This is a genomic window from Rhodoferax antarcticus ANT.BR, from assembly GCF_001938565.1.
Taxonomy (GTDB): domain Bacteria; phylum Pseudomonadota; class Gammaproteobacteria; order Burkholderiales; family Burkholderiaceae_C; genus Rhodoferax; species Rhodoferax antarcticus.
This window is the reverse complement of the sequence record NZ_MSYM01000013.1, coordinates 564008-583979: the sequence shown is the minus strand read 5'-3', so window position 1 is coordinate 583979 and position 19972 is coordinate 564008. Positions and strand designations below refer to the sequence as shown.

General features: G+C 58.4%; 19 protein-coding genes and 2 pseudogenes. 15 read left to right on the top strand and 6 right to left on the bottom strand.

Annotation, left to right across the window (positions count from 1 at the left end):
* The first annotated feature begins 237 nt into the window (after positions 1–237).
* Both BLL52_RS11535 and BLL52_RS11530 read left to right on the top strand, forming a co-directional pair.
* Positions 238–489 carry a type II toxin-antitoxin system ParD family antitoxin gene (locus tag BLL52_RS11535; RefSeq protein WP_075586782.1) on the top strand — a complete coding sequence of 84 codons (252 nt, stop codon included), beginning with the start codon at positions 238–240 and terminating at the stop codon, positions 487–489.
* On the top strand, positions 486–803 hold the full coding sequence (locus BLL52_RS11530) for a type II toxin-antitoxin system RelE/ParE family toxin (RefSeq protein ID WP_075586781.1): 318 nt from the start codon (positions 486–488) through the stop codon (positions 801–803). Before BLL52_RS11535 ends, BLL52_RS11530 begins: the two co-directional genes overlap by 4 nt.
* Before the next feature lie 92 nt (positions 804–895).
* Here BLL52_RS11530 and BLL52_RS11525 read toward each other — a convergent pair whose 3' ends face one another.
* The 3 genes from BLL52_RS11525 to BLL52_RS11515 all read right to left on the bottom strand — a co-directional run bounded on the left by BLL52_RS11525 (position 896) and on the right by BLL52_RS11515 (position 4151).
* The gene (locus BLL52_RS11525; RefSeq protein WP_075586780.1) at positions 896–2110 is read right to left on the bottom strand and encodes an RNA-guided endonuclease InsQ/TnpB family protein; all 1215 of its coding nucleotides are present in this window, start codon (positions 2108–2110) and stop codon (positions 896–898) included.
* A 19-nt stretch (positions 2111–2129) separates the two neighbouring features.
* On the bottom strand, positions 2130–3266 hold the full coding sequence (locus BLL52_RS11520; protein ID WP_075586779.1) for a YbdK family carboxylate-amine ligase: 1137 nt from the start codon (positions 3264–3266) through the stop codon (positions 2130–2132).
* Positions 3267–3332: 66 nt separating this feature from the next.
* A complete protein-coding gene (locus BLL52_RS11515; protein WP_075586778.1) occupies positions 3333–4151 on the bottom strand; it encodes a gamma-glutamyl-gamma-aminobutyrate hydrolase family protein in 819 nt (272 codons plus the stop codon).
* Positions 4152–4296: 145 nt separating this feature from the next.
* On the opposite strand from BLL52_RS11515, the gene dapC reads away from it, so the two are divergent.
* The 13 genes and pseudogenes from dapC (at position 4297) to rfbC (ending at position 16114) form a co-directional block, all read left to right on the top strand.
* On the top strand, positions 4297–5517 hold the full coding sequence (gene dapC / locus BLL52_RS11510; protein ID WP_075586777.1) for a succinyldiaminopimelate transaminase: 1221 nt from the start codon (positions 4297–4299) through the stop codon (positions 5515–5517).
* Between the two features lie 60 nt (positions 5518–5577).
* Positions 5578–6403 (top strand): annotated as a pseudogene (gene dapD, locus BLL52_RS11505) (2,3,4,5-tetrahydropyridine-2,6-dicarboxylate N-succinyltransferase).
* A gap of 302 nt (positions 6404–6705) precedes the next feature.
* Positions 6706–7894, top strand: a pseudogene (locus BLL52_RS11500) (PilT/PilU family type 4a pilus ATPase).
* A gap of 69 nt (positions 7895–7963) precedes the next feature.
* Positions 7964–8896: a 50S ribosomal protein L3 N(5)-glutamine methyltransferase gene (prmB, locus tag BLL52_RS11495; RefSeq protein WP_083633910.1), complete on the top strand. Its 933-nt coding sequence runs from the start codon at positions 7964–7966 to the stop codon at positions 8894–8896.
* Between the two features lie 34 nt (positions 8897–8930).
* Entirely contained in the window at positions 8931–10892 is a 1962-nt protein-coding gene (locus BLL52_RS11490) for an ABC-F family ATP-binding cassette domain-containing protein (RefSeq protein ID WP_075586776.1), read from the top strand.
* A gap of 127 nt (positions 10893–11019) precedes the next feature.
* The gene (gene rfbB, locus BLL52_RS11485; protein WP_075586775.1) at positions 11020–12099 is read left to right on the top strand and encodes a dTDP-glucose 4,6-dehydratase; all 1080 of its coding nucleotides are present in this window, start codon (positions 11020–11022) and stop codon (positions 12097–12099) included.
* 37 nt (positions 12100–12136) lie between these two features.
* Positions 12137–12394 carry an antitoxin gene (locus BLL52_RS11480; protein WP_075586774.1) on the top strand — a complete coding sequence of 86 codons (258 nt, stop codon included), beginning with the start codon at positions 12137–12139 and terminating at the stop codon, positions 12392–12394.
* 13 nt (positions 12395–12407) lie between these two features.
* Positions 12408–12809 (top strand): PIN domain-containing protein, encoded by a 402-nt coding sequence (locus BLL52_RS11475; RefSeq protein ID WP_075586773.1) that lies wholly within the window; start codon positions 12408–12410, stop codon positions 12807–12809.
* A 31-nt stretch (positions 12810–12840) separates the two neighbouring features.
* The gene (locus BLL52_RS11470) at positions 12841–13143 is read left to right on the top strand and encodes a nucleotidyltransferase domain-containing protein (protein ID WP_075586772.1); all 303 of its coding nucleotides are present in this window, start codon (positions 12841–12843) and stop codon (positions 13141–13143) included.
* A complete protein-coding gene (locus BLL52_RS11465) occupies positions 13140–13622 on the top strand; it encodes a hypothetical protein (RefSeq protein WP_075586771.1) in 483 nt (160 codons plus the stop codon). Before BLL52_RS11470 ends, BLL52_RS11465 begins: the two co-directional genes overlap by 4 nt.
* On the top strand, positions 13619–14518 hold the full coding sequence (gene rfbD / locus BLL52_RS11460; RefSeq protein ID WP_075586770.1) for a dTDP-4-dehydrorhamnose reductase: 900 nt from the start codon (positions 13619–13621) through the stop codon (positions 14516–14518). Before BLL52_RS11465 ends, rfbD begins: the two co-directional genes overlap by 4 nt.
* 49 nt (positions 14519–14567) lie before the next feature.
* A complete protein-coding gene (rfbA, locus tag BLL52_RS11455; RefSeq protein WP_075587219.1) occupies positions 14568–15437 on the top strand; it encodes a glucose-1-phosphate thymidylyltransferase RfbA in 870 nt (289 codons plus the stop codon).
* 125 nt (positions 15438–15562) lie between these two features.
* Entirely contained in the window at positions 15563–16114 is a 552-nt protein-coding gene (rfbC, locus tag BLL52_RS11450) for a dTDP-4-dehydrorhamnose 3,5-epimerase (protein ID WP_075586769.1), read from the top strand.
* Positions 16115–16219: 105 nt separating this feature from the next.
* On the opposite strand, the gene phbB is transcribed toward rfbC, so the two are convergent.
* The 3 genes from phbB to BLL52_RS11435 are packed head-to-tail and all read right to left on the bottom strand — an operon-like array spanning position 16220 to position 19970.
* Positions 16220–16957, bottom strand: a complete 738-nt coding sequence (gene phbB / locus BLL52_RS11445; RefSeq protein WP_075586768.1) for an acetoacetyl-CoA reductase — start codon at positions 16955–16957, stop codon at positions 16220–16222.
* A gap of 48 nt (positions 16958–17005) precedes the next feature.
* Positions 17006–18184 carry an acetyl-CoA C-acetyltransferase gene (locus BLL52_RS11440; protein WP_075586767.1) on the bottom strand — a complete coding sequence of 393 codons (1179 nt, stop codon included), beginning with the start codon at positions 18182–18184 and terminating at the stop codon, positions 17006–17008.
* A 58-nt stretch (positions 18185–18242) separates the two neighbouring features.
* Positions 18243–19970, bottom strand: coding sequence for a PHA/PHB synthase family protein (locus BLL52_RS11435; RefSeq protein WP_075586766.1), 1728 nt, complete (start codon positions 19968–19970; stop codon positions 18243–18245).
* Positions 19971–19972 lie beyond the last annotated feature (2 nt).

Sequence of the window (19972 nt, the reverse complement as noted above, 5' to 3'; positions counted from 1 at the left end):
CAGCGCCGCGTCGGCGAGGGCAATGACCGTCTGCTGTGCGCTTCACCGCCGAGTGTCGCTTGCTGTCAGTAAACCGCCCCACCCCCCTGTGGCGGATGGTTACGATTTTGTTGTGAGAACGACAAGGATTTGCAAAAAAAGCCCGTCTGGCTGATTGGCCGATACCTGCGCAGGCTTGGAGCCGGGCAACTTTCAAACATGTTTACTAATAGTTGTTAACTTGACTACACTTCGGCCATGAGCAACACCACCATGAGCATCGCCATTCCTGATTCAATGCGTACCTACGTCGCAGCCCGTGTCGAATCGGGTGCCTACGGCAATATGAGCGAATACTTCCGCGAACTGGTTCGCAAGGACCAATCTGAGCAAGCCAAGGCGCGATTGCGAACTCTCATTGAAGAGGGCCTGTCCTCGGGTCCGGCACAACCCTTGACGGATTCCGACAACCAGGAACTGTTAGGCATTGCACGCGATGAAATTGCTTGAAGCTTGCTCTTTTACGTCCGTTGGCCAAAGAGGACAGAAGGGCCGAAGTGCGGTATTACAGAGAAAAAGCGGGGCAGGAAGCCGCGATCGGCCTGGTGACACAAACGAAATTCGCACTGGAACAAATTCAACGCAATCCGGGTATCGGCTCTGCACGGTGGGGACAGCTTGCTGACATCGACGGGTTACGCGCAGGGCGTGTCACTGGCTTCCCGTTGGTTTGGCTTTACTTTGAGCGACCAGACCATCTGGATGTCATTCGCTTAGTAGGCGAGCGCCAAGACGCCTTGTCAATGCTTGGCACCGAGCATTGACAGACACGCCACCGGCGCCGGGAGGCCAACCACAGCGTTCAAATCATGCGTTGACATCCTCCCCGCCGCGCGCGACGGGGATTCCTACGGTGCTACGCATGAGAAACCTCGTGCATAGTCGCTTCGGTGGGTTCCTGCTTCACTGAGGCTGGTTTCGCCTTGGGCTTGCGCCCCAGGCCAGAGCCGTCCTCTGCACAGGCTGCAACGCGGTGTCCCCGCGCCAATACATTCATTGCGCCGACGACATCGGCGTTTTCCTCATAGCCACAATCGACACAAAAGAACTTCGATTGCGTGAGCCGATTCTCTTTGGCGTTATGCCCGCAGCACGGGCAAGTTCTGCTCGTGTTGTGCGCAGGCACGGCCACCAGCGTCCCGCCATTCCAGCCGAGTTTGTACTCCAGTTGGCGGCGAAACTCGAACCAGCCTTGGTCGAGGATGGCTTTGTTCAGGCCAGACTTGGCCCGAACGTTTTTACCCGGTTTTTCAGTATCGCCTGCCGCTGACTTGGACATGTTCCGTACCCGCAAATCCTCGATACACACAAAAGCGTGGTTTTGGCTGATCGTTGTTGAGGTCTTGTGCAGATAGTCGCGCCGGGCGTTACTGATACGGGTGTGCGTGTTTTGCACTCTCCTTTTGGCTTTGAGCCAATTTTTGCTGAACTTGACTTTGCGGCTCATGCGCCGCTGGTAACGGGCCAAGCGTTGTTCGTGCTTTTTGAAGCTGTTAAGCGGGGCAACGAACGTGCCGTCCGACAGCGTGGCAAAGCGCGTGATGCCCATGTCGATACCAATGGCCGTGCTGGCGGTCGGCACCGGCTGTTCTACTTCGCGCTCTGTCTGAATGCTCACGTACCACTTACCCGCACTCAGGCTGATGGTGGCATTCTTGAGCGTGCCAAGCACCTCACGGCTTAGGCGCAAACGCATCCAGCCCAGCTTGGGCAGGAAGATGCGGCCATTGCCAGCGTCGAGTTTGAATTGCTTGGCGTCGGGGTAGCGAAAGCTCTCGCCACTGCCCTTGCGTTTGAAACGCGGGAAGTCTGCGCGTTTGGCGAAGAAGTTCTTGTATGCACGCTCCAGGTCTTTAAGGGCGTGCTGCAAAGGGTGACAAGGGGCATCTTTGAGCCACGGCGTCTCGGCTCCATTGCGCCAGTCGGTCAGACGCTTGGCCATGGCCACGTAGCCGATGAACTTCTCGCCTGCTTCGTGATTGGCTTTTTGCAGAGCTAACGCTTTGTTAAAAACGAATCGGCACGCACCAGCAAACCGGCGCATGTCGCGCTGCTGCTCCCCATTGGGCATCAGTTCGAATTTGTAGGCATCAAGTGAGCAGCTTGCAAATTTCCGAGGAATATTTGGGCAGGCTCCAGGCGATGTCTTCAGGATTTGGGTTGTTGGCCTGCACCTCAGTCCAAGCGGTGCGCATGGTTTCATGATCCTGCTGTTCGCGCATCAAATTCTCAAGGAACTTAAGTTGCGATACATCCACTGCGTAGGTGGGTTGATGCTTCAACATCTCAAAGATTTGCCCCATCCATTGGCGCGCTGGTACCCACTCGCCAGCAATTGGGTTGTACAGAACTGCCCCCATGCCCTCTTTGCAAGCAAGGAATCGGCTCACGCGTTGGGCAGATGCAGGTTGGGTCTTTGACGCCATGCGCAACTGCCCGTGCAGCGCCAGCGAGGCGCAAGCTCGCGAGAACGCCGCCATGGCGACGGCTTTTTTGACGCAAAGCGGCGTATCAAACACGCGGATCTCGACGGTGCCGAATTCCGGCTTGGGGCGGACATCCCAATAAATGTCTTTCAGCGAACTTGCCAAGTCAGTGGAGAAAAGTTCTTCGGTGACTTCCTCGAAATGCGCCCAGTCGCGCAGTTCTGGCATCGGCCCACCATGCGGGTACATCAATGTTTCCAGGGGGCGGGCTGCAGCGAATCCGGTGTCTGACAACTGCAAATAGGGCGACGCCGCCGTCATGGCGATGAGCAGAGGCGACAGGGCTTGCAGCACATTCGCGACGCGAATGGCATCGTCGCCAGTCGGCATACCGATATGCACATGCATCCCATAGGTTGAAAAACGCTTGGGCAGGAAGCCAAACTTGCTTTCAAGTTCCTTGGCGCGGGGGGTCGGTGCCATCACCCGGTCGTTCCAAAATTGCGCAATCTGCGTACCACCCCCGCGAATGTCCAGGCCAGCTGCTTTGGCAATTTGGCGAATGTGCACGGCCAAGGCATGCACCTGCGCAAACATGGCATCGGCTGAGGTGTGAACAGACGAATTGATCTCCATCGTCGAAAGCGTTGCCTCCAAAGAGAACCTGGCTAGATCTTCCCGTTCAGACAGTGCGTTCCAAATAGCCAAGCTCGATGGGGACAAGCGTCCCGTGGCTTCATTGACGATCTGGAATTCAAGTTCAAGCCCAAAGGTCAGTGCTTCTGATTTTGTGAATTCCAAGATACTTTCCTGTTCCGTTGTAGTTTGATTGCGCTTGCTAGCGATGGCAGCGATGTCTGCGGCGCGCTAGCTTATTTGGCTTATGCCGGTGCGCCGCTCCCTGGCCGCCCTTAAAAAGCTTTCGAGTATTGGCTGATCGTTGAAATTCGACGCCGTCTCTGTGCAATGAAATTCCGGATGCCACTGCACGCCCGCCACAAAGCTGCCATAAGACCTGCGGATGGCCTCGATGCGTCCATCGACCGGGCAGACGGCTTGCGCGTCAAAGCTGCTGGCCAAGGTGTTGATGCCTTGGTGATGGATGCTATTCACGGACAAGTCCGTCGCCTGCGGATACAGGCTGTGCAGCCATCCGCCAGGCGTGAGCGCCAGTGCGTGGACATTTTTTTCGTAGAGACCCGGGCTGATGTGCTGCGCTGCGCCGGGGCACTGCGTCGGCAAATCCTGCCACAAGGTGCCACCAAAAGCGACATTCAGCACCTGCAATCCGCGGCAGATGCCGAACACGGGCTTGCCAGCTTCGACGAACGCATGGATCAGCTCCATTTCATAGCGATCCCGCACCGGGTCACCATGCCATTGGGGCTGCAGCGGCGTCTCACCATAGGACTCTGGTGCCACATCGTTGCCACCTTGAAGGACCAGGCCGTCTAGGGCATCCACATAATGCCGCAGGTTGAGGTGTTCTCTGCGAAACAGACTCTCGGACTCGAAGGCGGGAATCATCACCGGAAGGGCGCCGCCCCCGATCAACCAAAGCGCCACAGACTGCTCCAGATAATGCAGCGTTTTTGTCCACACACCGCCAAGATCGAGTACCGGGCCGCTCGGGTAGTAGATGCGCGCTGACACGCCAATCAGCATGGTGGGTTTCTCAAATGGCATATTGCTTACCTCTTGTTTCTTGAAGACCTGCCCGGCACTTTCCAGCTCGATGACGCCAACGGCCTCACTGTTTCCACTATAACCACGGCACCAACTGGCTAACCTACCACAAGCCAGCCCAGGCAATCCCGGATAATCACGCCCCATGAATCCTTTGCTTTCCCTCTTGCAGCCCTACCCGTTTGAGCGGCTGCGTCAGCTGTTTGACGGCGTGACGCCCAACCCCGCGTACAAGCCCATCAGCCTGGGCATTGGTGAACCCAAGCACGCCACGCCGACTTTCATCCAGCAGGCGCTGTGTGATGCGATCAACCGCACCCCCAGCGGCTTGGCTGCTTATCCGGCCACAGCAGGTGAGCCCTCGCTGCGCCAAGCCTTTGCCAACTGGCTAAAAAAGCGTTACGACCTGGCGGTGAACCCTTTCACCCAAACGCTGCCGGTCAACGGCTCGCGCGAGGCGCTTTTTTCCCTCACCCAGACCCTCATCGACCCCGGCGACAGCGCCGTGACTGGCGACAAGCCCATCGTGGTCTGCCCAAATCCGTTCTACCAGATCTACGAAGGCGCCGCACTGCTGGCAGGTGGCGAGCCGTATTACGTGGCGAGCGACCCGGCGCGCAACTTTGCGCCAGATTGGGACAGCGTGCCCGAGTCTGTGTGGGCGCGCACCCAGCAACTGTTTGTCTGCTCACCCGGCAACCCTACCGGGGCGATGATGCCGCTCGGCGAATGGCAAAAGCTGTTTGACTTGAGCGACCGCTTTGGTTTTGTGATTGCCTGCGACGAGTGTTACAGCGAAATCTACTTTCGAGACGAGCCGCCGCTGGGCGGTATGCAGGCGGCGTCCAAGCTGGGCCGCCACGACTTTAAAAACCTAATCTCGCTAACCAGTCTGTCCAAGCGCAGCAACCTGCCGGGCCTGCGTAGCGGCTTTGTTGCCGGTGACGCCGCCATCATCAGCCAATTTTTGCTCTACCGCACCTACCACGGCTGCGCCATGAGCCCGGTGGTGCAAAGTGCCAGCATCGCCGCTTGGGGCGACGAGGCCCATGTGGTGGCCAACCGGGCGCTGTACCGCACCAAGTTTGCCGAGGTGACGCCGCTGCTGGCTTCGGTGATGAACGTGGCCCTGCCGGATGCCGGTTTTTACCTGTGGGCCGACGTGGCCGGGGATGAGCTGGCGTTCACCCGCGACCTGTACGCTAACTACAATGTGATAGTTTTGCCGGGCTCGTTCCTGGCGCGCGAGGCGCACGGCAGCAACCCCGGCACTGGTCGCATCCGCATGGCGTTGGTGGCCGACACCGCAGAATGTGTAGAGGCCGCCCACCGCATCCGCAAGTTTGTGCAAAGTCGGCGGCGTTAAGACGCCCATCCACCGCTGCGCCGCAACGTTTTCAACCACTATTCCTGAGAGACAAGCCCCATGACCGAACAACTCCAAACCATCCTGGACGCCGCCTGGGAAGACCGCGCCAACCTGTCCGCCGCCTCGGCGCCCAAGGAGGTCACAGACGCGGTCGAGGAGGTCATTCACCAGCTCAACACCGGTGCCCTGCGTGTGGCTACCCGCGATGGCGTGGGCCAGTGGACCACTCACCAGTGGATCAAAAAGGCCGTGCTGCTGAGCTTTCGGCTGCGAGACAACGAGCTCATGCGGGCCGGTGACCTGGGTTTTTATGACAAGGTACCCACCAAGTTTGCCAACCTGGATGAAGCTGGCATGCGCGCCACCGGCGTGCGCGTGGTGCCGCCTGCCGTGGCGCGCCGTGGCTGCTATCTGGCCAAGGGTGTGATCCTGATGCCGTCTTACGTGAACATTGGCGCCTATGTCGACGAAGGCACCATGATTGACACTTGGGCCGCCGTTGGCTCGTGCGCCCAAATCGGCAAAAACGTGCACCTGAGCGGCGGTGTCGGCATTGGTGGCGTGCTGGAACCCATGCAGGCGAACCCGACCATCATCGAGGACAACTGTTTCATCGGCGCCCGCTCGGAAGTGGTGGAAGGCGTTATCGTCGAAGAAAACTGCGTCATTTCCATGGGCGTCTACATTGGCCAGAGCACCCCGATCTACGACCGCGCTACCGACACCGTGAGCTACGGTCGTGTGCCCGCAGGTTCGGTGGTGATTTCTGGCAACCTTCCCAAGGAAGGCGGCAAGTACAGCCTGTATGCGGCCATCATCGTCAAGCATGTAGATGCGCAAACCCGCGCCAAAAACCAGTCTGAATGATTTACTGAGAGATTGAGGGAAAGACCAAAAGTTACACGCAGTGAACTTTTGCTCTGTCCCCAACATGCCGTCGGATGTTCATATTGAGGGAAAGACCAAAAGTTACACGCAGTGAACTTTTGCTCTGTCCCCAACATGCCGTCGGATGTTCATATTGAGGGAAAGACCAAAAGTTACACGCAGTGAACTTTTGCTCTGTCCCCAACATGCCGTCGGATGTTCATATTGAGGGAAAGACCAAAAGTTACACGCAGTGAACTTTTGCTCTGTCCCCAACATGCCGCCTGATCTAAAAAACGTTTCTGGAAAGGCACTGACATGGCCAGCATAGACACCCCTGCCGAGGGCACCATGCGCCGCATCTTGCGGCTGATGGCTGAAAAACGTGCGTCTGACGTCTATCTGTCAGCCCAATCGCCCGCGCTGGTGCGCATCAACGGCGTGTGCGTGCCAATCAACAACCAGATCCTGCCGCCTGATGCGCCACTGAATTTGCTCACCGAAATTCTGCCAGCACATCAGATTGCCGAGCTAAAGGAAAAAAACGAAGCTCAATGTGGGCTGGTCGATGCCGGGCGTGGGGCGCTTTCGTATCAGCGCCATGAGCCAGCGCGGCACTTATGCAGCAGTGATCCGATTCATCGTCAACGAGGTGCCACCGATCTCGTCTTTGTCGCTGCCACCGCTGCTGGCCGATCTGATGCTGCAAAAGCGCGGGTTGATCCTGGTGGTGGGCGCCACTGGTTCGGGCAAAAGCACCACCCTGGCAGCCATGATCGACCACCGCAATGCCAGCACCTCGGGCCACATCCTGACCATCGAAGACCCGGTGGAGTTTTTGTTCAAAAACAAGCGCTCGGTGGTGAACCAGCGTGAGGTGGGCACCGACACCGAATCCTTGCCCCTGGCCCTGAAAAACGCGCTGCGTCAGGCCCCCGATGTGATCATGATCGGTGAGATCCGCGACCGTGAAACCATGTCGGCAGCCATTGCCTACGCACAAACCGGCCACCTGTGCCTGGCCACGCTGCACGCCAACAACAGCTACCAGGCGCTGAGCCGTATCTTGAGCTTTTTTCCGGTGGAGGTACGCCCGACCATGCTGGGCGATCTGGCCGCCGCAATGCAGGCCGTCGTTTCACAGCGGCTGCTGCGCACCGTGGCCAACACACGCACCCCGGCGGTGGAGATCATGCTCAACACCCGACTGGTCAGTGAAATGATCGAAAAAGGCAACTTCTCAGGTATCGTCGAAGCGATGGAGAAGTCGCTGGCCGAAGGCAGCCAGACTTTTGAGCAAGACATTGCCCGCCTCATCATCGCCGGCATTGTGCAGCGCAAGGAGGGCCTGGCCAATTCAGACTCACCCACCAACCTGATGTGGCGACTGCAAAATGATTTCACCAACCAGGCCAGCGCTCAGGCGCAAGCGTTGGCCAGAGCCAACGAACCTGACCCCGACGACCAACCTACATTTACCGAAATCACGCTGGACATGGGCCACTAGCCGTAGCCGACACTGAACTGCAGAAGAACACCCCACGGAATCTGACCCACCTGAACACTTGACGACAACATGCCATCATCTTCCAAATCCCATCCACACCCAGCCGCACCGCTGACCCTGCGCCAGTGCGTTACCGACGCCGCCCAGCGGCTCAGAGAAGCCGGTGTGGCCTTTGGCCAGGGCACCACCAACGCGTTTGACGAAGCCGCCTGGCTGGTACTGTGGCGCTTGGGTCTGCCGCTGAACACCTCCCTGAGTCCTGAAGATTTAACGTCAAATCGGCCTGTAGCCCTTACAGAACAAGCGCTGATAGCTACATTTGTAGAAGCACGCATCAGCACTCGCAAACCCGCTGCCTACCTCACCAAAGAGGCCTGGCTGCAAGGTGTGGGGTTTTATGTGGACGAGCGCACCATCGTGCCCCGCTCGCTGATTGCCGAGGTGCTGATGGAGGGCAACCTGGACTACTGGCTGAGCGAAGACACGCATCGCGTGCTGGATCTGTGCACTGGCAGCGGCAGTCTGGCCGTGCTGGCTGCCATGGTCTACCCGGATGTCAAAGTGCAAGCCAGCGACATCAGCCCCGAGGCGCTGGAAGTGGCCCGCATCAACATCGACCGCCACGGCCTGCACGATCGCATCTTTCTGCGCCAGTGCGACGGCATCCCCAAAACCGGCAGCCGATATGACTTGATTCTGTGCAACCCGCCGTATGTGAACGCTCAAAGCATGGCCGCCTTGCCGCCCGAGTTTCAGGCCGAACCGACGCTGGCGCTGGACGGCAATGCCGCTGGTGGCAGCGACGGCATGGACTTCATCCGCCAGTTGCTGCGTGATGCGCCCGCACAGATGTCCGAAGAGGCAATTCTGGTACTGGAAATTGGCCATGAACGCGCCCACTTCGAGGCTGCGTTTGCGCAGCTTGAGGTGGTCTGGCTGGAAACCAGCGCGGGCGAAGACCAGGTGCTGCTGGTCAGCCGCTCCGCTTTAACCAAGCTGTAAAGCTGTGCCCCTTTTTTTTTAAGAATTTTTCCCCTTGATTACCCTCAAAAACGTCACCCTGCGCCGCAGCGCCAAAGTCTTGCTTGAAGGCGCTAGCGTCACCATCAACCCCGGCGAAAAGGTCGGTCTGGTCGGGCGCAACGGCGCCGGCAAATCATCGCTGTTTGCGCTGTTCAACGGCAGCCTGCACGAAGATGTGGGCGAGTACTACATCCCCGCGCAGTGGCGCATGGGCCAGGTTGCCCAGGACATGCCTGAGACCGACCAGCCTGCCACCGACTTTGTGGTGGATGGCGACACCACCCTGCTGGCCGCCCAGCAAGAGGTGACCGCCTCTGAAGCCACCGACGATTACGACCGCATGGCGCACGCCTACATGGCCCTGCAAGATGCCGGTGCCCATGACGCGCCAGCCCGCGCGCAGGCGCTGATCCTGGGTCTGGGCTTCAAAACCACCGAACTCAGCAACCCGGTCAACAGCTTCTCGGGCGGTTGGCGCATGCGCTTGCAACTGGCGCGCGCGCTGATGTGCCCGTCTGATTTGCTGCTACTTGACGAGCCCACCAACCACCTGGACCTGGACGCCCTGGTGTGGCTGGAAGCCTGGTTGCAGCGTTACCAGGGCACGATGATTGTCATCAGCCATGACCGCGAGTTTCTGGACGCGGTAACCAACGTCACCCTGCACATCGACGCGGGCAAACTGGTGCGTTACGGTGGCAACTACAGCAAGTTTGAGGACATGCGCGCCGAAAAGATGGAGCTGCAGCAAGCGGCCTTCTCCAAGCAGCAAGACAAGATTGCCCACCTGAAGAAATTCATCGACCGCTTCAAGGCCAAGGCCAGCAAGGCCAAGCAGGCACAAAGCCGGGTCAAGGCACTTGACCGCATGGAAAAAATTGCGCCATTGTTGGCCGAGGCTGATTTCACCTTCGAGTTCAAGGAACCCGCCAATCTGCCAAACCCGATGTTGTCGATGACCGGTGTGAGTTTTGGCTACCCGCCGCCGGAAGACGCGCCCGAGGGCACACCGCCCACCGTCATCGTTACTAACGTCAGCAAATCGGTGCTGGCGGGCCAGCGCATCGGCATTCTGGGCGCCAACGGCCAGGGCAAATCCACCGTGGTGAAAACCATTGCCCGCGATTTGCAAGCCATTGGCGGCGAGATCACCGAGGGCAAGGGCCTGAACATCGGCTACTTTGCCCAGCAGGAGTTGGACGTGTTGCGCCCGTCGGACACACCGCTAGAGCACATGATCCGGCTGGTCAAAGACATGACCGCTGCTGGAAAGATAGCAGGCCAGCAAACCCGCGAGCAGGATTTGCGCAGTTTTCTGGGCACCTTCAACTTCGGTGGCGACATGGTCAAACAAGCCGTGGGTAGCATGAGCGGCGGCGAAAAAGCCCGGCTGGTGTTGTGCATGATGGTCTGGCAGCGCCCCAATTTGCTGCTGATGGACGAGCCCACCAACCACCTGGACCTGGCCACCCGCGAGGCGCTGGCCATGGCACTCAACGAGTTCGAGGGCACGCTGATGTTGGTCAGCCACGACCGTGCGCTGCTGCGCAGTGTGTGTGACGAGTTCTGGATGGTGTCGCGCGGCGGCGTAGAGCCGTTCGACGGTGACCTGGACGACTACCAGCGCTATTTGCTCGACGAAGCCAAGCGCCAGCGTGAAGCCATCAAGGAAGCCAGCAGCGCAGCAGCCAAAGCCGAGCGCAAGGCGCAGGCCGAAGCGACGGCAGCAGCAGCCAAGGTCAAAAGCAAACCGGCACCCACCGGCTCGCTCAAACGCAAGTTGCAGGATGTGGAAGCGCGCATGGCCGTGCTCAATACCGAGGGCGCTTCGCTGGAAGGCCATTTGAGCCAATCCCCACCGCCTTCTGACTTTGCCAACCTGGGCAAGCGCCTCAAAGCGGTGAACGAAGAACTGCAGTCACTGGAAGATCAGTGGCTCACCATTTCGGGCGAAATAGAATCAGCGGCAGTGTGATTGAACCAAGACCGTCATTGCGGACAAACCGCGGCAATCCATGACTGCGGACGCCCTGGATTGCCATGTCGCGCTAAAAGTTTTTGTCTCGCAATGACCCACTAAGCATTCAAAAGGGAAGAACAACATGACCATCCTCGTCACCGGCGGTGCCGGCTTTATTGGTGCCAATTTCGTTCTCGACTGGCTGGCATTGAACGATGAGCCGGTCATCACCCTCGACAAACTCACCTACGCAGGCAACCCCGAAAACCTGCAAAGCCTGCAGGCTGATGCCCGCCATACCCTGGTGCAAGGTGACATTGGTGACCGCGAGCTTGTGGCCCAGCTGCTGACCACCCACCAACCCCGCGCAGTGATCAACTTTGCCGCCGAGAGCCATGTGGACCGCTCCATCCACGGCCCGGGTGAATTCATCCAGACCAACATTGTTGGCACCTTTGACCTTTTAGAGGCGGTACGCGGCTATTGGTCTGCGCTGGGTGCTACAGAAAAAGCAGCATTCCGGTTTTTGCACGTCAGCACCGATGAGGTTTATGGCAGCCTGTCCAAAGATGACGCAGCCTTTACCGAATCTAGCCACATCGAGCCCAACAGCCCCTACAGCGCCAGCAAAGCCGCCAGTGACCACCTGGTGCGCGCCTGGCATCACACCTACGGCCTGCCAGTGCTCACCACCAACTGCTCCAACAACTATGGCCCGTATCACTTCCCAGAAAAGCTCATTCCGCTGCTGATCGTCAATTCACTGGCGGGTAAACCCCTGCCGGTGTACGGCGACGGCCAGCAAATCCGCGACTGGCTCTACGTCAAAGACCACTGCAGCGCCATCCGCCGGGTGCTTGAAGCGGGCCGCCTGGGTGAAACCTACAACGTCGGTGGCTGGAACGAAAAAGCCAACCTGGAGATCGTTCACACCGTATGCAGCCTGCTCGATGAACTGCGCCCACGCGCTGACGGCCAACCCTACAAAGAGCAAATCACCTACGTCACCGACCGCCCCGGCCACGACCGCCGCTACGCCATTGACGCCCGCAAGCTCGAAGCCGAACTGGGCTGGAAACCCGCTGAGACGTTCGAGACCGGCATTCGCAAAACCGTGCAGTGGTACCTGAGCAACCCAGAGTGGGTCGCGCATGTGCAAAGCGGTGCCTACCGCGATTGGGTGCAAAAACAATACGCCAGTGCCTCGTCACCGGGTCAATGATGTAATATCTCACTGTGTTATGACACAGGAGTACCCCATGACCATCACCGCCAAATTGTTCATGAGTGGCAGAAGCCAGGCTATACGGCTGCCAGCCAAGCTGCGGCTGGCCGCCACTGAGGTGCAGATTGAGCAAATTGGCGATGCTTTGCTGATTCGCCCAGAGCCTGCGCCGGGGCAAAACATGGGGGTTTGGCTACAGAACTTTTATGACAGCACGCAGGCATTGCCCGAAGAGTTTTTTGCTGATCGCCAAGACGCACCGGCGCAGGGCCGTGACTGGTCTTTGGGTTGATTGGCCAAGCACCATGCTGCGCACGCTAGACACCAACATCTGCAGCTATGTGCTGCGTAGGCGCCCCGCCGAGATGCTGGAGCGATTTGCCACGCTCAACCGGCAGCAGCTATGGCTGTCAGGCATCGTGGCGGCAGAATTGCGTTTTAGTGCGGCCAAACTGGGTGTGCCACGCTTCACGACAGCCGTAGAGACTTGGCTGGCTGGTTTTGATGTGCAAGCTTGGCCCGTGCAGGCCACTGGCCATTACGCGCAGATTCGCGCCAAGCTGGAACGCGATGGCAACATCATTGGCGCGATGGACTTGTTGATTGCGGCGCACGCCTTGGCCAACGATTCCGTCCTGGTGACCAACAATGCGCGGGAATTCGCCCGGGTGCCTGGGCTGGCGGTTGAAGAATGGAAACTGACATGACAATAATTCTTTGCATCGACCAAACAACGCTATGCGCCTAAGCATCAATCAGCAAACCGCCATTCGGGCAGCCAGCATTGCCGCCTTTGATGCGGGCGTGAGCGTGTGGCTTTTTGGATCGCGCGTGGACGACAACAAGCGCGGTGGTGACATTGATTTACTGATTCAACCCGCCCCTGCTGCGACCAGTGACCTGTTTTCTAGAAAGATTCGATTTCTAACAAGACTTGAGCGGGAACTGGGTGAACGCAAAATTGATGTCGTCATAGAAGTGCCGCACGACACCCGACCCATTGTTGAAGTCGCACGAGCCACTGGCGTCAAACTCGTATGAAACACCCAGTTGAACTGTTAGCTCTTAAGCAAACGCATGAGCAGTGCCTGGCGCACGCCGACGCGCTGGGCGAGGCCTTGGCTGACATGCGTGTGCGCGCGCTGGACGCCGCGTCGTATGAGCATCTTGACAAAGACGATCGGCGTTTGTTGGACCAGTTTGCCTACCGCTACACGCGTCTGCAAGACGACATGGGCGCCAAGCTCATGCCGGCCGTGCTACGCGCGCTAGGCGAGGACATTGCCGCCATGCCGGCCTTGGACAGGTTTGCCAGACTTGAACAATTGGGCTGGCTAGCCAGCGCCGACGATTGGGCGACCCTGCGCCAGATTCGCAACGCATTCGCGCATGATTACCCTGACTCAGCGCAAGAGCGTTTTGAACGTTTACAAGCCGCAGCCAGTGCGGCAAGCCAATTGATGGACTGCCTTGGCCTCATTAGCAGGCAAATGCTGCAACGTTTTGGAGATCTCCATTGAAAATTCTTCTCCTCGGTAAAGGCGGCCAAGTGGGCTGGGAGCTGCAACGCAGCCTGGCCTCTTTGGGTGAACTCATCGCCCTGGACCATGACAGCAGAGACTATTGCGGTGACTTCAGCAACTTGGCTGGTCTGGCCGACACCGTGCGTGCGGTACGCCCAGACATCATCGTCAACGCCGCCGCCCACACCGCCGTGGACAAGGCAGAAAGTGAGCCCGACCTGGCACGTACCCTCAACGCCCTAGCCCCTGAGGTGTTGGCCGTTGAAGCGGCCAAGCTCGGCGCCTGGCTGGTGCACTACAGCACCGACTATGTCTTTGACGGCAGTGGCGACACACCCTGGGTTGAAACCGACGCCACCGGCCCGTTAAGCGTGTATGGCGCGACCAAGCTTGAAGGTGAAGCGCGGGTAGCCGCTGCCAACCCACGCCACCTGATCTTTCGCACCAGTTGGGTCTACGCCGCACGCGGAGGCAACTTTGCCAAAACCATGCTGCGCCTGGCGCAAGAGCGTGACAAGCTCACCGTGATCAACGACCAGTTTGGCGCGCCCACCGGGGCTGACCTGCTGGCCGATGTCACCGCGCATGCCCTACGCCAGGTTACCCGCCAACCCGGTGGCGACAAAGATGCCGGGCTTTACCACCTGGTAGCCAGCGGCACCGCCAACTGGTTTGACTATGCAAAACACGTTCTAGCCCAGGCGCAGCTTGTGCAGCCCACTATAAATATCACAGCAAGCCAGGTGGACCCGGTGCCGACCAGCGCCTTCCCCACACCCGCCACGCGCCCGCACAACTCACGTCTGAACACGCAAAAGCTGCAACGCACTTTTGGCTTGACGCTGCCGCCGTGGCAATCTGGGGTGAACCGCATGCTGGCTGAGATTCTTTAAATGGCTTTTTAGATAACTGACAGGGAAATTGACCATGACCAACGCAGCTATTCAACGCAAAGGCATCATCCTTGCCGGTGGCTCCGGCACCCGGCTTTACCCGGTAACGCAAGCGGTGAGCAAGCAGCTCATGCCGGTGTACGACAAGCCGATGATTTATTACCCGCTGAGCACGCTGATGCTCGCTGGCATTCGTGAGGTGCTGATCATCTCCACGCCGCAAGACACGCCGCGTTTTGCAGAGTTGCTAGGTGATGGCAGCCAGTGGGGCATGGCCATCAGCTACGCGGTGCAGCCCAGCCCAGACGGCTTGGCGCAGGCCTTTATCATCGGGCGCGAGTTTGTGGCGGGCCAGCCCAGCGCGCTGGTGCTGGGTGACAACATCTTTTATGGCCATGATCTGGTCAAGCAACTCGCCCACGCCAACGCCTGCCCAACCGGGGCCAGCGTGTTCGCCTACCGGGTGAGTGACCCCGAGCGTTATGGCGTGGTGGCGTTTGACAGTGACATGCGCGCCATCAGCATCGAAGAAAAGCCCAGGCAGCCCCAAAGCAACTATGCGGTCACCGGTTTGTACTTTTACGATACCCAAGTGTGCGACATCGCGGCCAGCATCCAGCCCTCGCATCGCGGCGAGCTGGAAATCACCGATGTAAACCGGCGCTACTTGGAGCAAGGTCAGCTCAACGTCGAGATCATGGGCCGGGGCTACGCCTGGCTCGATACCGGCACGCATGACAGCCTACTGGAGGCCGCCAGCTTCATCGCCACCCTGCAAAAGCGCCAAGGTCTGCAAGTGGCCTGCCCGGAAGAAATTGCGTTTGCCCGGAAATGGATTGACGCGGCACAGATCCAGAAACTGGCTGCCCCGCTGGCGAAAAATGGCTATGGGCAGTATTTGCTTGGGCTGCTGAGCTGATAGTTGCCTGAGCGACGCTTGGGCGCGCCACACCAAATCTGACGAGTCACCCCAGACATGCTCCGTCGTTAACATCAATATTTATAGCTGCCCGCGCATATGCTGCAAGGGCTAGAGGCCAATTTATGCCATATACCGTGATACCTACCGCCCTGCCAGAAGTGTTGATCCTGGAGCCCAAAGTTTTTGGTGACGCACGCGGTTTTTTCTTTGAGAGCTTTAACGCGCGTGACTTTGCCCAGTGCACCGGGTTGGACGTGAGCTTTGTGCAAGACAACCACAGCAAGTCGGGCAAAGGCGTGCTGCGCGGCCTGCACTACCAGATTGAGCACCCGCAGGGCAAGCTGGTGCGGGTCACGCAGGGCGCAGTGTTTGACGTGGCAGTGGACTTGCGCCGCAGCTCGCCCAACTTCGGCAAGTGGGAAGGCGTGCTGCTGTCAGAGAACAACAAACGCCAGCTGTGGATTCCGCCTGGCTTTGCCCATGGCTTTCTGGTCACCAGCGACAGCGCAGAGTTTTTATACAAAACCACTGACTACTGGCACCCCGAGCATGAGCGCAGCCTGCTCTGGAATGACCCGGCAGTGGGCATTGAGTGGCCCATCCAAGGCGAGCCGCTGCTGGCGGCCAAGGATTCTGCTGCGGCAACATTGGAGTTGACAGAAGTGTTTGCCTGACAAGGCCGTAATGCCGGGGGCGGCGTATTCATCCGCCCTGTCAGGCCATTTGAGCGTAAAAAAACCCGCACATGGCGGGTTTTGCTTTAGGGGTCGCGTAAGACATCACCCCATGTGCAAACCACCATTCACAGAAAACTCGGCCCCTGTGGCGTAGCCGCCCTCATCAGACGCCAGCCAGGCAATGATGGAGGCGATTTCACTCGGCTCGCCCAGACGTTTGACAGGCACGGTGGCAATGATCTTGTCGAGCACTTCCTGGCGGATGGCTTTGACCATCTCGGTACCGATGTAGCCCGGGCTCACTGTGTTGACGGTGACGCCCTTGTTGGCCAGTTCTTGCGCCAACGCCATGCTAAAGCCGTGCATGCCAGCCTTGGCCGCTGAGTAATTGGTTTGCCCCGCCTGGCCTTTGACGCCGTTCACACTGGAAATATTGATGATGCGGCCCCAGCCTTTTTCCACCATGTCGCCCACCACCTGTTTGGTGACGTTGAACATGGAGTTGAGGTTGGTCTCGATCACCGCGTCCCAGTCTTCGCGGGTCATCTTCAGGAACATGCGGTCACGTGTGATGCCGGCGTTGTTCACCAGCAGGTCAATCGTGCCGTGTTCGGCCTTGGCTTTGGTGAAAGCGGTTACGGTGGAGTCCCAGTCGCCCACATTGCCGGCCGACGCATGAAAGGTGAAGCCCTGTGCCGCCTGCTCGGCCAGCCACTTGGCGTAATCACGCGTTGGGCCACAACCCGCGATGACTTTGAAACCCTCTTTGCTCAGCCGCTGGCAAATGGCGGTACCAATACCACCCATGCCGCCGGTCACATACGCTACTTTCTGACTCATCGTTGTCCCCTCTTTGTAAATTATTGAATGGCGATGATAGAGACAGAATTAGCGTTCCAAGGCAAGGGAAACCCCCATGCCGCCGCCGATACACAGCGCAGCCAGGCCCTTTTTGGCATTACGGCGCTGCATTTCGTGCAACAACGTCACCAAAATGCGGCAACCGGACGCACCGATCGGATGGCCGATGGCAATGGCGCCACCATTGACGTTGACTTTGCTCGGGTCTACTTCCAACTGCAGATTCACCGCACAGGCTTGTGCTGCAAACGCTTCGTTCAGTTCAAACAGGTCCACATCCTGCACATTCCAGCCCGCACGGGCCAGCGCCTTGCGGGAAGCTGGCACCGGCCCTAAGCCCATTTGCGCCGGGTCCAGACCACTGGTGCCAAACGCGGCAATGCGCGCCAGGGGCGTCAGGCCCAGGGCAGCAGCCTTCTTGGCGGTCATGACAACAACCGCAGCGGCACCATCGTTGATGCCCGAGGCGTTGCCAGCAGTGACCGAGCCGGTCTTATCAAACGCCGGGCGCAGGCCTGCCAGCACGTCAGCGGTGGATTTGCGGTTCAGGAATTCGTCGGTGTCAAACACCACCGGGCCGCCCTTTCGCTGGGGAATGCTCACGCCAACGATTTCGTCCTTGAACATGCCAGCGTCTTGTGCGACCGCTGCTTTTTGCTGGCTGGCCAGGGCCAGCGCGTCTTGCATGTCACGGCTGATGTTGCAGGCACGCGCAATGTTTTCAGCAGTGATACCCATGTGGTAGTTGTTGTAGACGTCCCACAGGCCGTCAACGATCATTGAGTCGATCAGTTTCCAGTCGCCCATGCGCTGGCCATCACGGCTACCGTTGAGCACGTGTGGCGCAGCGCTCATGTTTTCCTGGCCACCGGCAATGACGATGTCGCTGTCGCCCCAGGCCACTGCCTGCGCAGCCAGCATGACCGATTTCAGACCAGAGCCGCACACCGCGTTGATGGTGAGTGCCGGGGTTTCCATGGCCAGGCCAGCCTTGAGCGTGGCTTGGCGCGCCGGGTTTTGACCACAGCCAGCGGCCAGCACCTGGCCCATGATGACTTCACCAATCTGGTCGGGTGAGAGCTTGGCGCGCGCCATCACTTCACGAATCACGATGCTGCCCAACTCGGTTGCGGCGACCTTGGCCAACGAACCACCAAACTTGCCCACAGCTGTGCGCGCTGCCGAAACGATAACGATATCTTCCATTTTTCTTCCTTAAACTTGATTAAAAAACGACTAACTGAGCAAATGGAACTGACAAAGGCTAGACCTTGACCAGCACGTAGCTGCCCGGCGCTGGCTCAATGGCTTTGTACTTGCCTTTGCCGTAGGTCTTGGGCGCTGGGATCTGCTTCTCGGACTGGCTGGCCAACCAGTTGGACCAGTCGGTCCACCAGCTGCCTGGATGTTCGACAGCACCTTCAGACCACTCGGCATGAGTTTTGGGCAACATGCCGTCATCACGCGTCCAGTAGCAGCGCTTGTTTTTGGCGGGTGGGTTGATCACGCCGGCAATGTGACCAGAGGCGCCCATGACAAAGCGCGTGGGGCCAGGGAAAAACTGTGTGGTGGCGTATGAGCCGTTGATCGGCACAATATGGTCTTCACGCGAGCCGTAGATATAAACCGGCATGTTCACCTTGCCAAAATCAACCTTCTCTCCCAGCACCACTGCTTTGCCGGGTTTGCTAAGGTTGTTTTCCAGGTAGGTGTTACGCAAGTACCAGGTGTAAAACGGGCCGGGCAGGTTGGTGCTGTCGGCGTTCCAGTACAGCAGGTCGAACGGCGGTGGCGTTTCGCCCTTAAGGTAGTTGCCCACAACGTAGTTCCACACCAAGTCGTTGGGGCGCAAAAAGCTGAAGGTGCTGGCCATGTCGCCACCCTTCATCATGCCGCCCTTGCCCATTTCTTTCTCGCGGTACTCGACAAACTTGTCATCGATGAACAAGTCCAGCACGCCGGTGTCGGAAAAATCGACCATCGTCGTCAGGAACGTCACGCTCGCCACCGAGGTGTCGCCGCGCGCGGCCAACACCGCCAACGCGGTAGACAGCATGGTGCCGCCAACACAAAAGCCCAGCGTGTTAATGCTCTTGGCGCCGCTGATTTCTTTGGTCACGCGAATCGCCTCGAGGATGGCGTGTTCGATGAAATTGTCCCAGGTGACCTGCTTCATCGACGCATCCGGGTTGCGCCAGCTCACCACGAAAGTGCGGTGCCCTTGCTCCACGGCATAGCGAATCAGCGAATTCGCGGGCTGCAGGTCAAGGATGTAGTACTTGTTGATGCTCGGCGGCACCAGCAAAAAAGGCTTCTCATAGACTTTTTCGGTCAGCGGTTTGTACTCGATGAGTTGGATGTAGTCGTTCTGAAAAACCACGGCACCTTCAGTGGTGGCAATGTTTTTACCGACGGTGAACAAGCTCTCATCGGTCATGGACATGTGGCCTTGACGCATGTCTTGCAGCAGGTTTTTGATGCCTTTGGCAATACTTTCACCCTTAGAGTCCAACGCGGTTTTGAGGGCGTCGGCATTCATCGCCAAAAAGTTGCTGGGTGCGCAAGCCGCGTTGATCTGCTCGACCATGAAGCGCACACGGGCACGGGTTTTGTCGTCAGCTTCAACGATTTCAGCCATTTGTGCCAGCGTTTTGGAATTGAGCAGGTACATGGCGGCAGTGAAAGCGGCCATCGGGTTGTCGGTCCAGGCAGGTGAGCTGAAACGGCGATCTTTGAGTTCGAGCTTGCTTTGCATGCTCATCATCAAGATGTCGTTGGCTTCTTTTGTGTAATCTTGCTGGATTTGATGCAGCTTTTCGGGGGGAAACTTGATGTCAGGCATCTTCGACGGGCTTGCCATCGCCATAGAGCCGGGCAACTTGCCCAGGTCCATGTTTTTGAAGGACTCAAACGCCTTGGCCCATGTATGAGTCATGGTTTGCTGGAACTGCTGTGCGGTGTCGAGCCATGGTTGCTGTGCATCATCTTTCATGA

Bases quoted from the DNA above. Each gene is read 5' to 3' on its own strand.
- BLL52_RS11535 (WP_075586782.1), top strand. From the start codon at position 238: ATGAGCAACACCACCATGAGCATCGCCATTCCTGATTCAATGCGTACC.
- BLL52_RS11525 (WP_075586780.1), bottom strand. From the start codon at position 2,110: ATGCCCAATGGGGAGCAGCAGCGCGACATGCGCCGGTTTGCTGGTGCG.
- BLL52_RS11515 (WP_075586778.1), bottom strand. From the start codon at position 4,151: ATGCCATTTGAGAAACCCACCATGCTGATTGGCGTGTCAGCGCGCATC.
- dapC (WP_075586777.1), top strand. From the start codon at position 4,297: ATGAATCCTTTGCTTTCCCTCTTGCAGCCCTACCCGTTTGAGCGGCTG.
- prmB (WP_083633910.1), top strand. From the start codon at position 7,964: ATGCCATCATCTTCCAAATCCCATCCACACCCAGCCGCACCGCTGACC.
- rfbB (WP_075586775.1), top strand. From the start codon at position 11,020: ATGACCATCCTCGTCACCGGCGGTGCCGGCTTTATTGGTGCCAATTTC.
- BLL52_RS11480 (WP_075586774.1), top strand. From the start codon at position 12,137: ATGACCATCACCGCCAAATTGTTCATGAGTGGCAGAAGCCAGGCTATA.
- BLL52_RS11475 (WP_075586773.1), top strand. From the start codon at position 12,408: ATGCTGCGCACGCTAGACACCAACATCTGCAGCTATGTGCTGCGTAGG.
- BLL52_RS11470 (WP_075586772.1), top strand. From the start codon at position 12,841: ATGCGCCTAAGCATCAATCAGCAAACCGCCATTCGGGCAGCCAGCATT.
- BLL52_RS11465 (WP_075586771.1), top strand. From the start codon at position 13,140: ATGAAACACCCAGTTGAACTGTTAGCTCTTAAGCAAACGCATGAGCAG.
- rfbC (WP_075586769.1), top strand. From the start codon at position 15,563: ATGCCATATACCGTGATACCTACCGCCCTGCCAGAAGTGTTGATCCTG.
- phbB (WP_075586768.1), bottom strand. From the start codon at position 16,957: ATGAGTCAGAAAGTAGCGTATGTGACCGGCGGCATGGGTGGTATTGGT.
- BLL52_RS11440 (WP_075586767.1), bottom strand. From the start codon at position 18,184: ATGGAAGATATCGTTATCGTTTCGGCAGCGCGCACAGCTGTGGGCAAG.
- BLL52_RS11435 (WP_075586766.1), bottom strand. From the start codon at position 19,970: ATGAAAGATGATGCACAGCAACCATGGCTCGACACCGCACAGCAGTTC.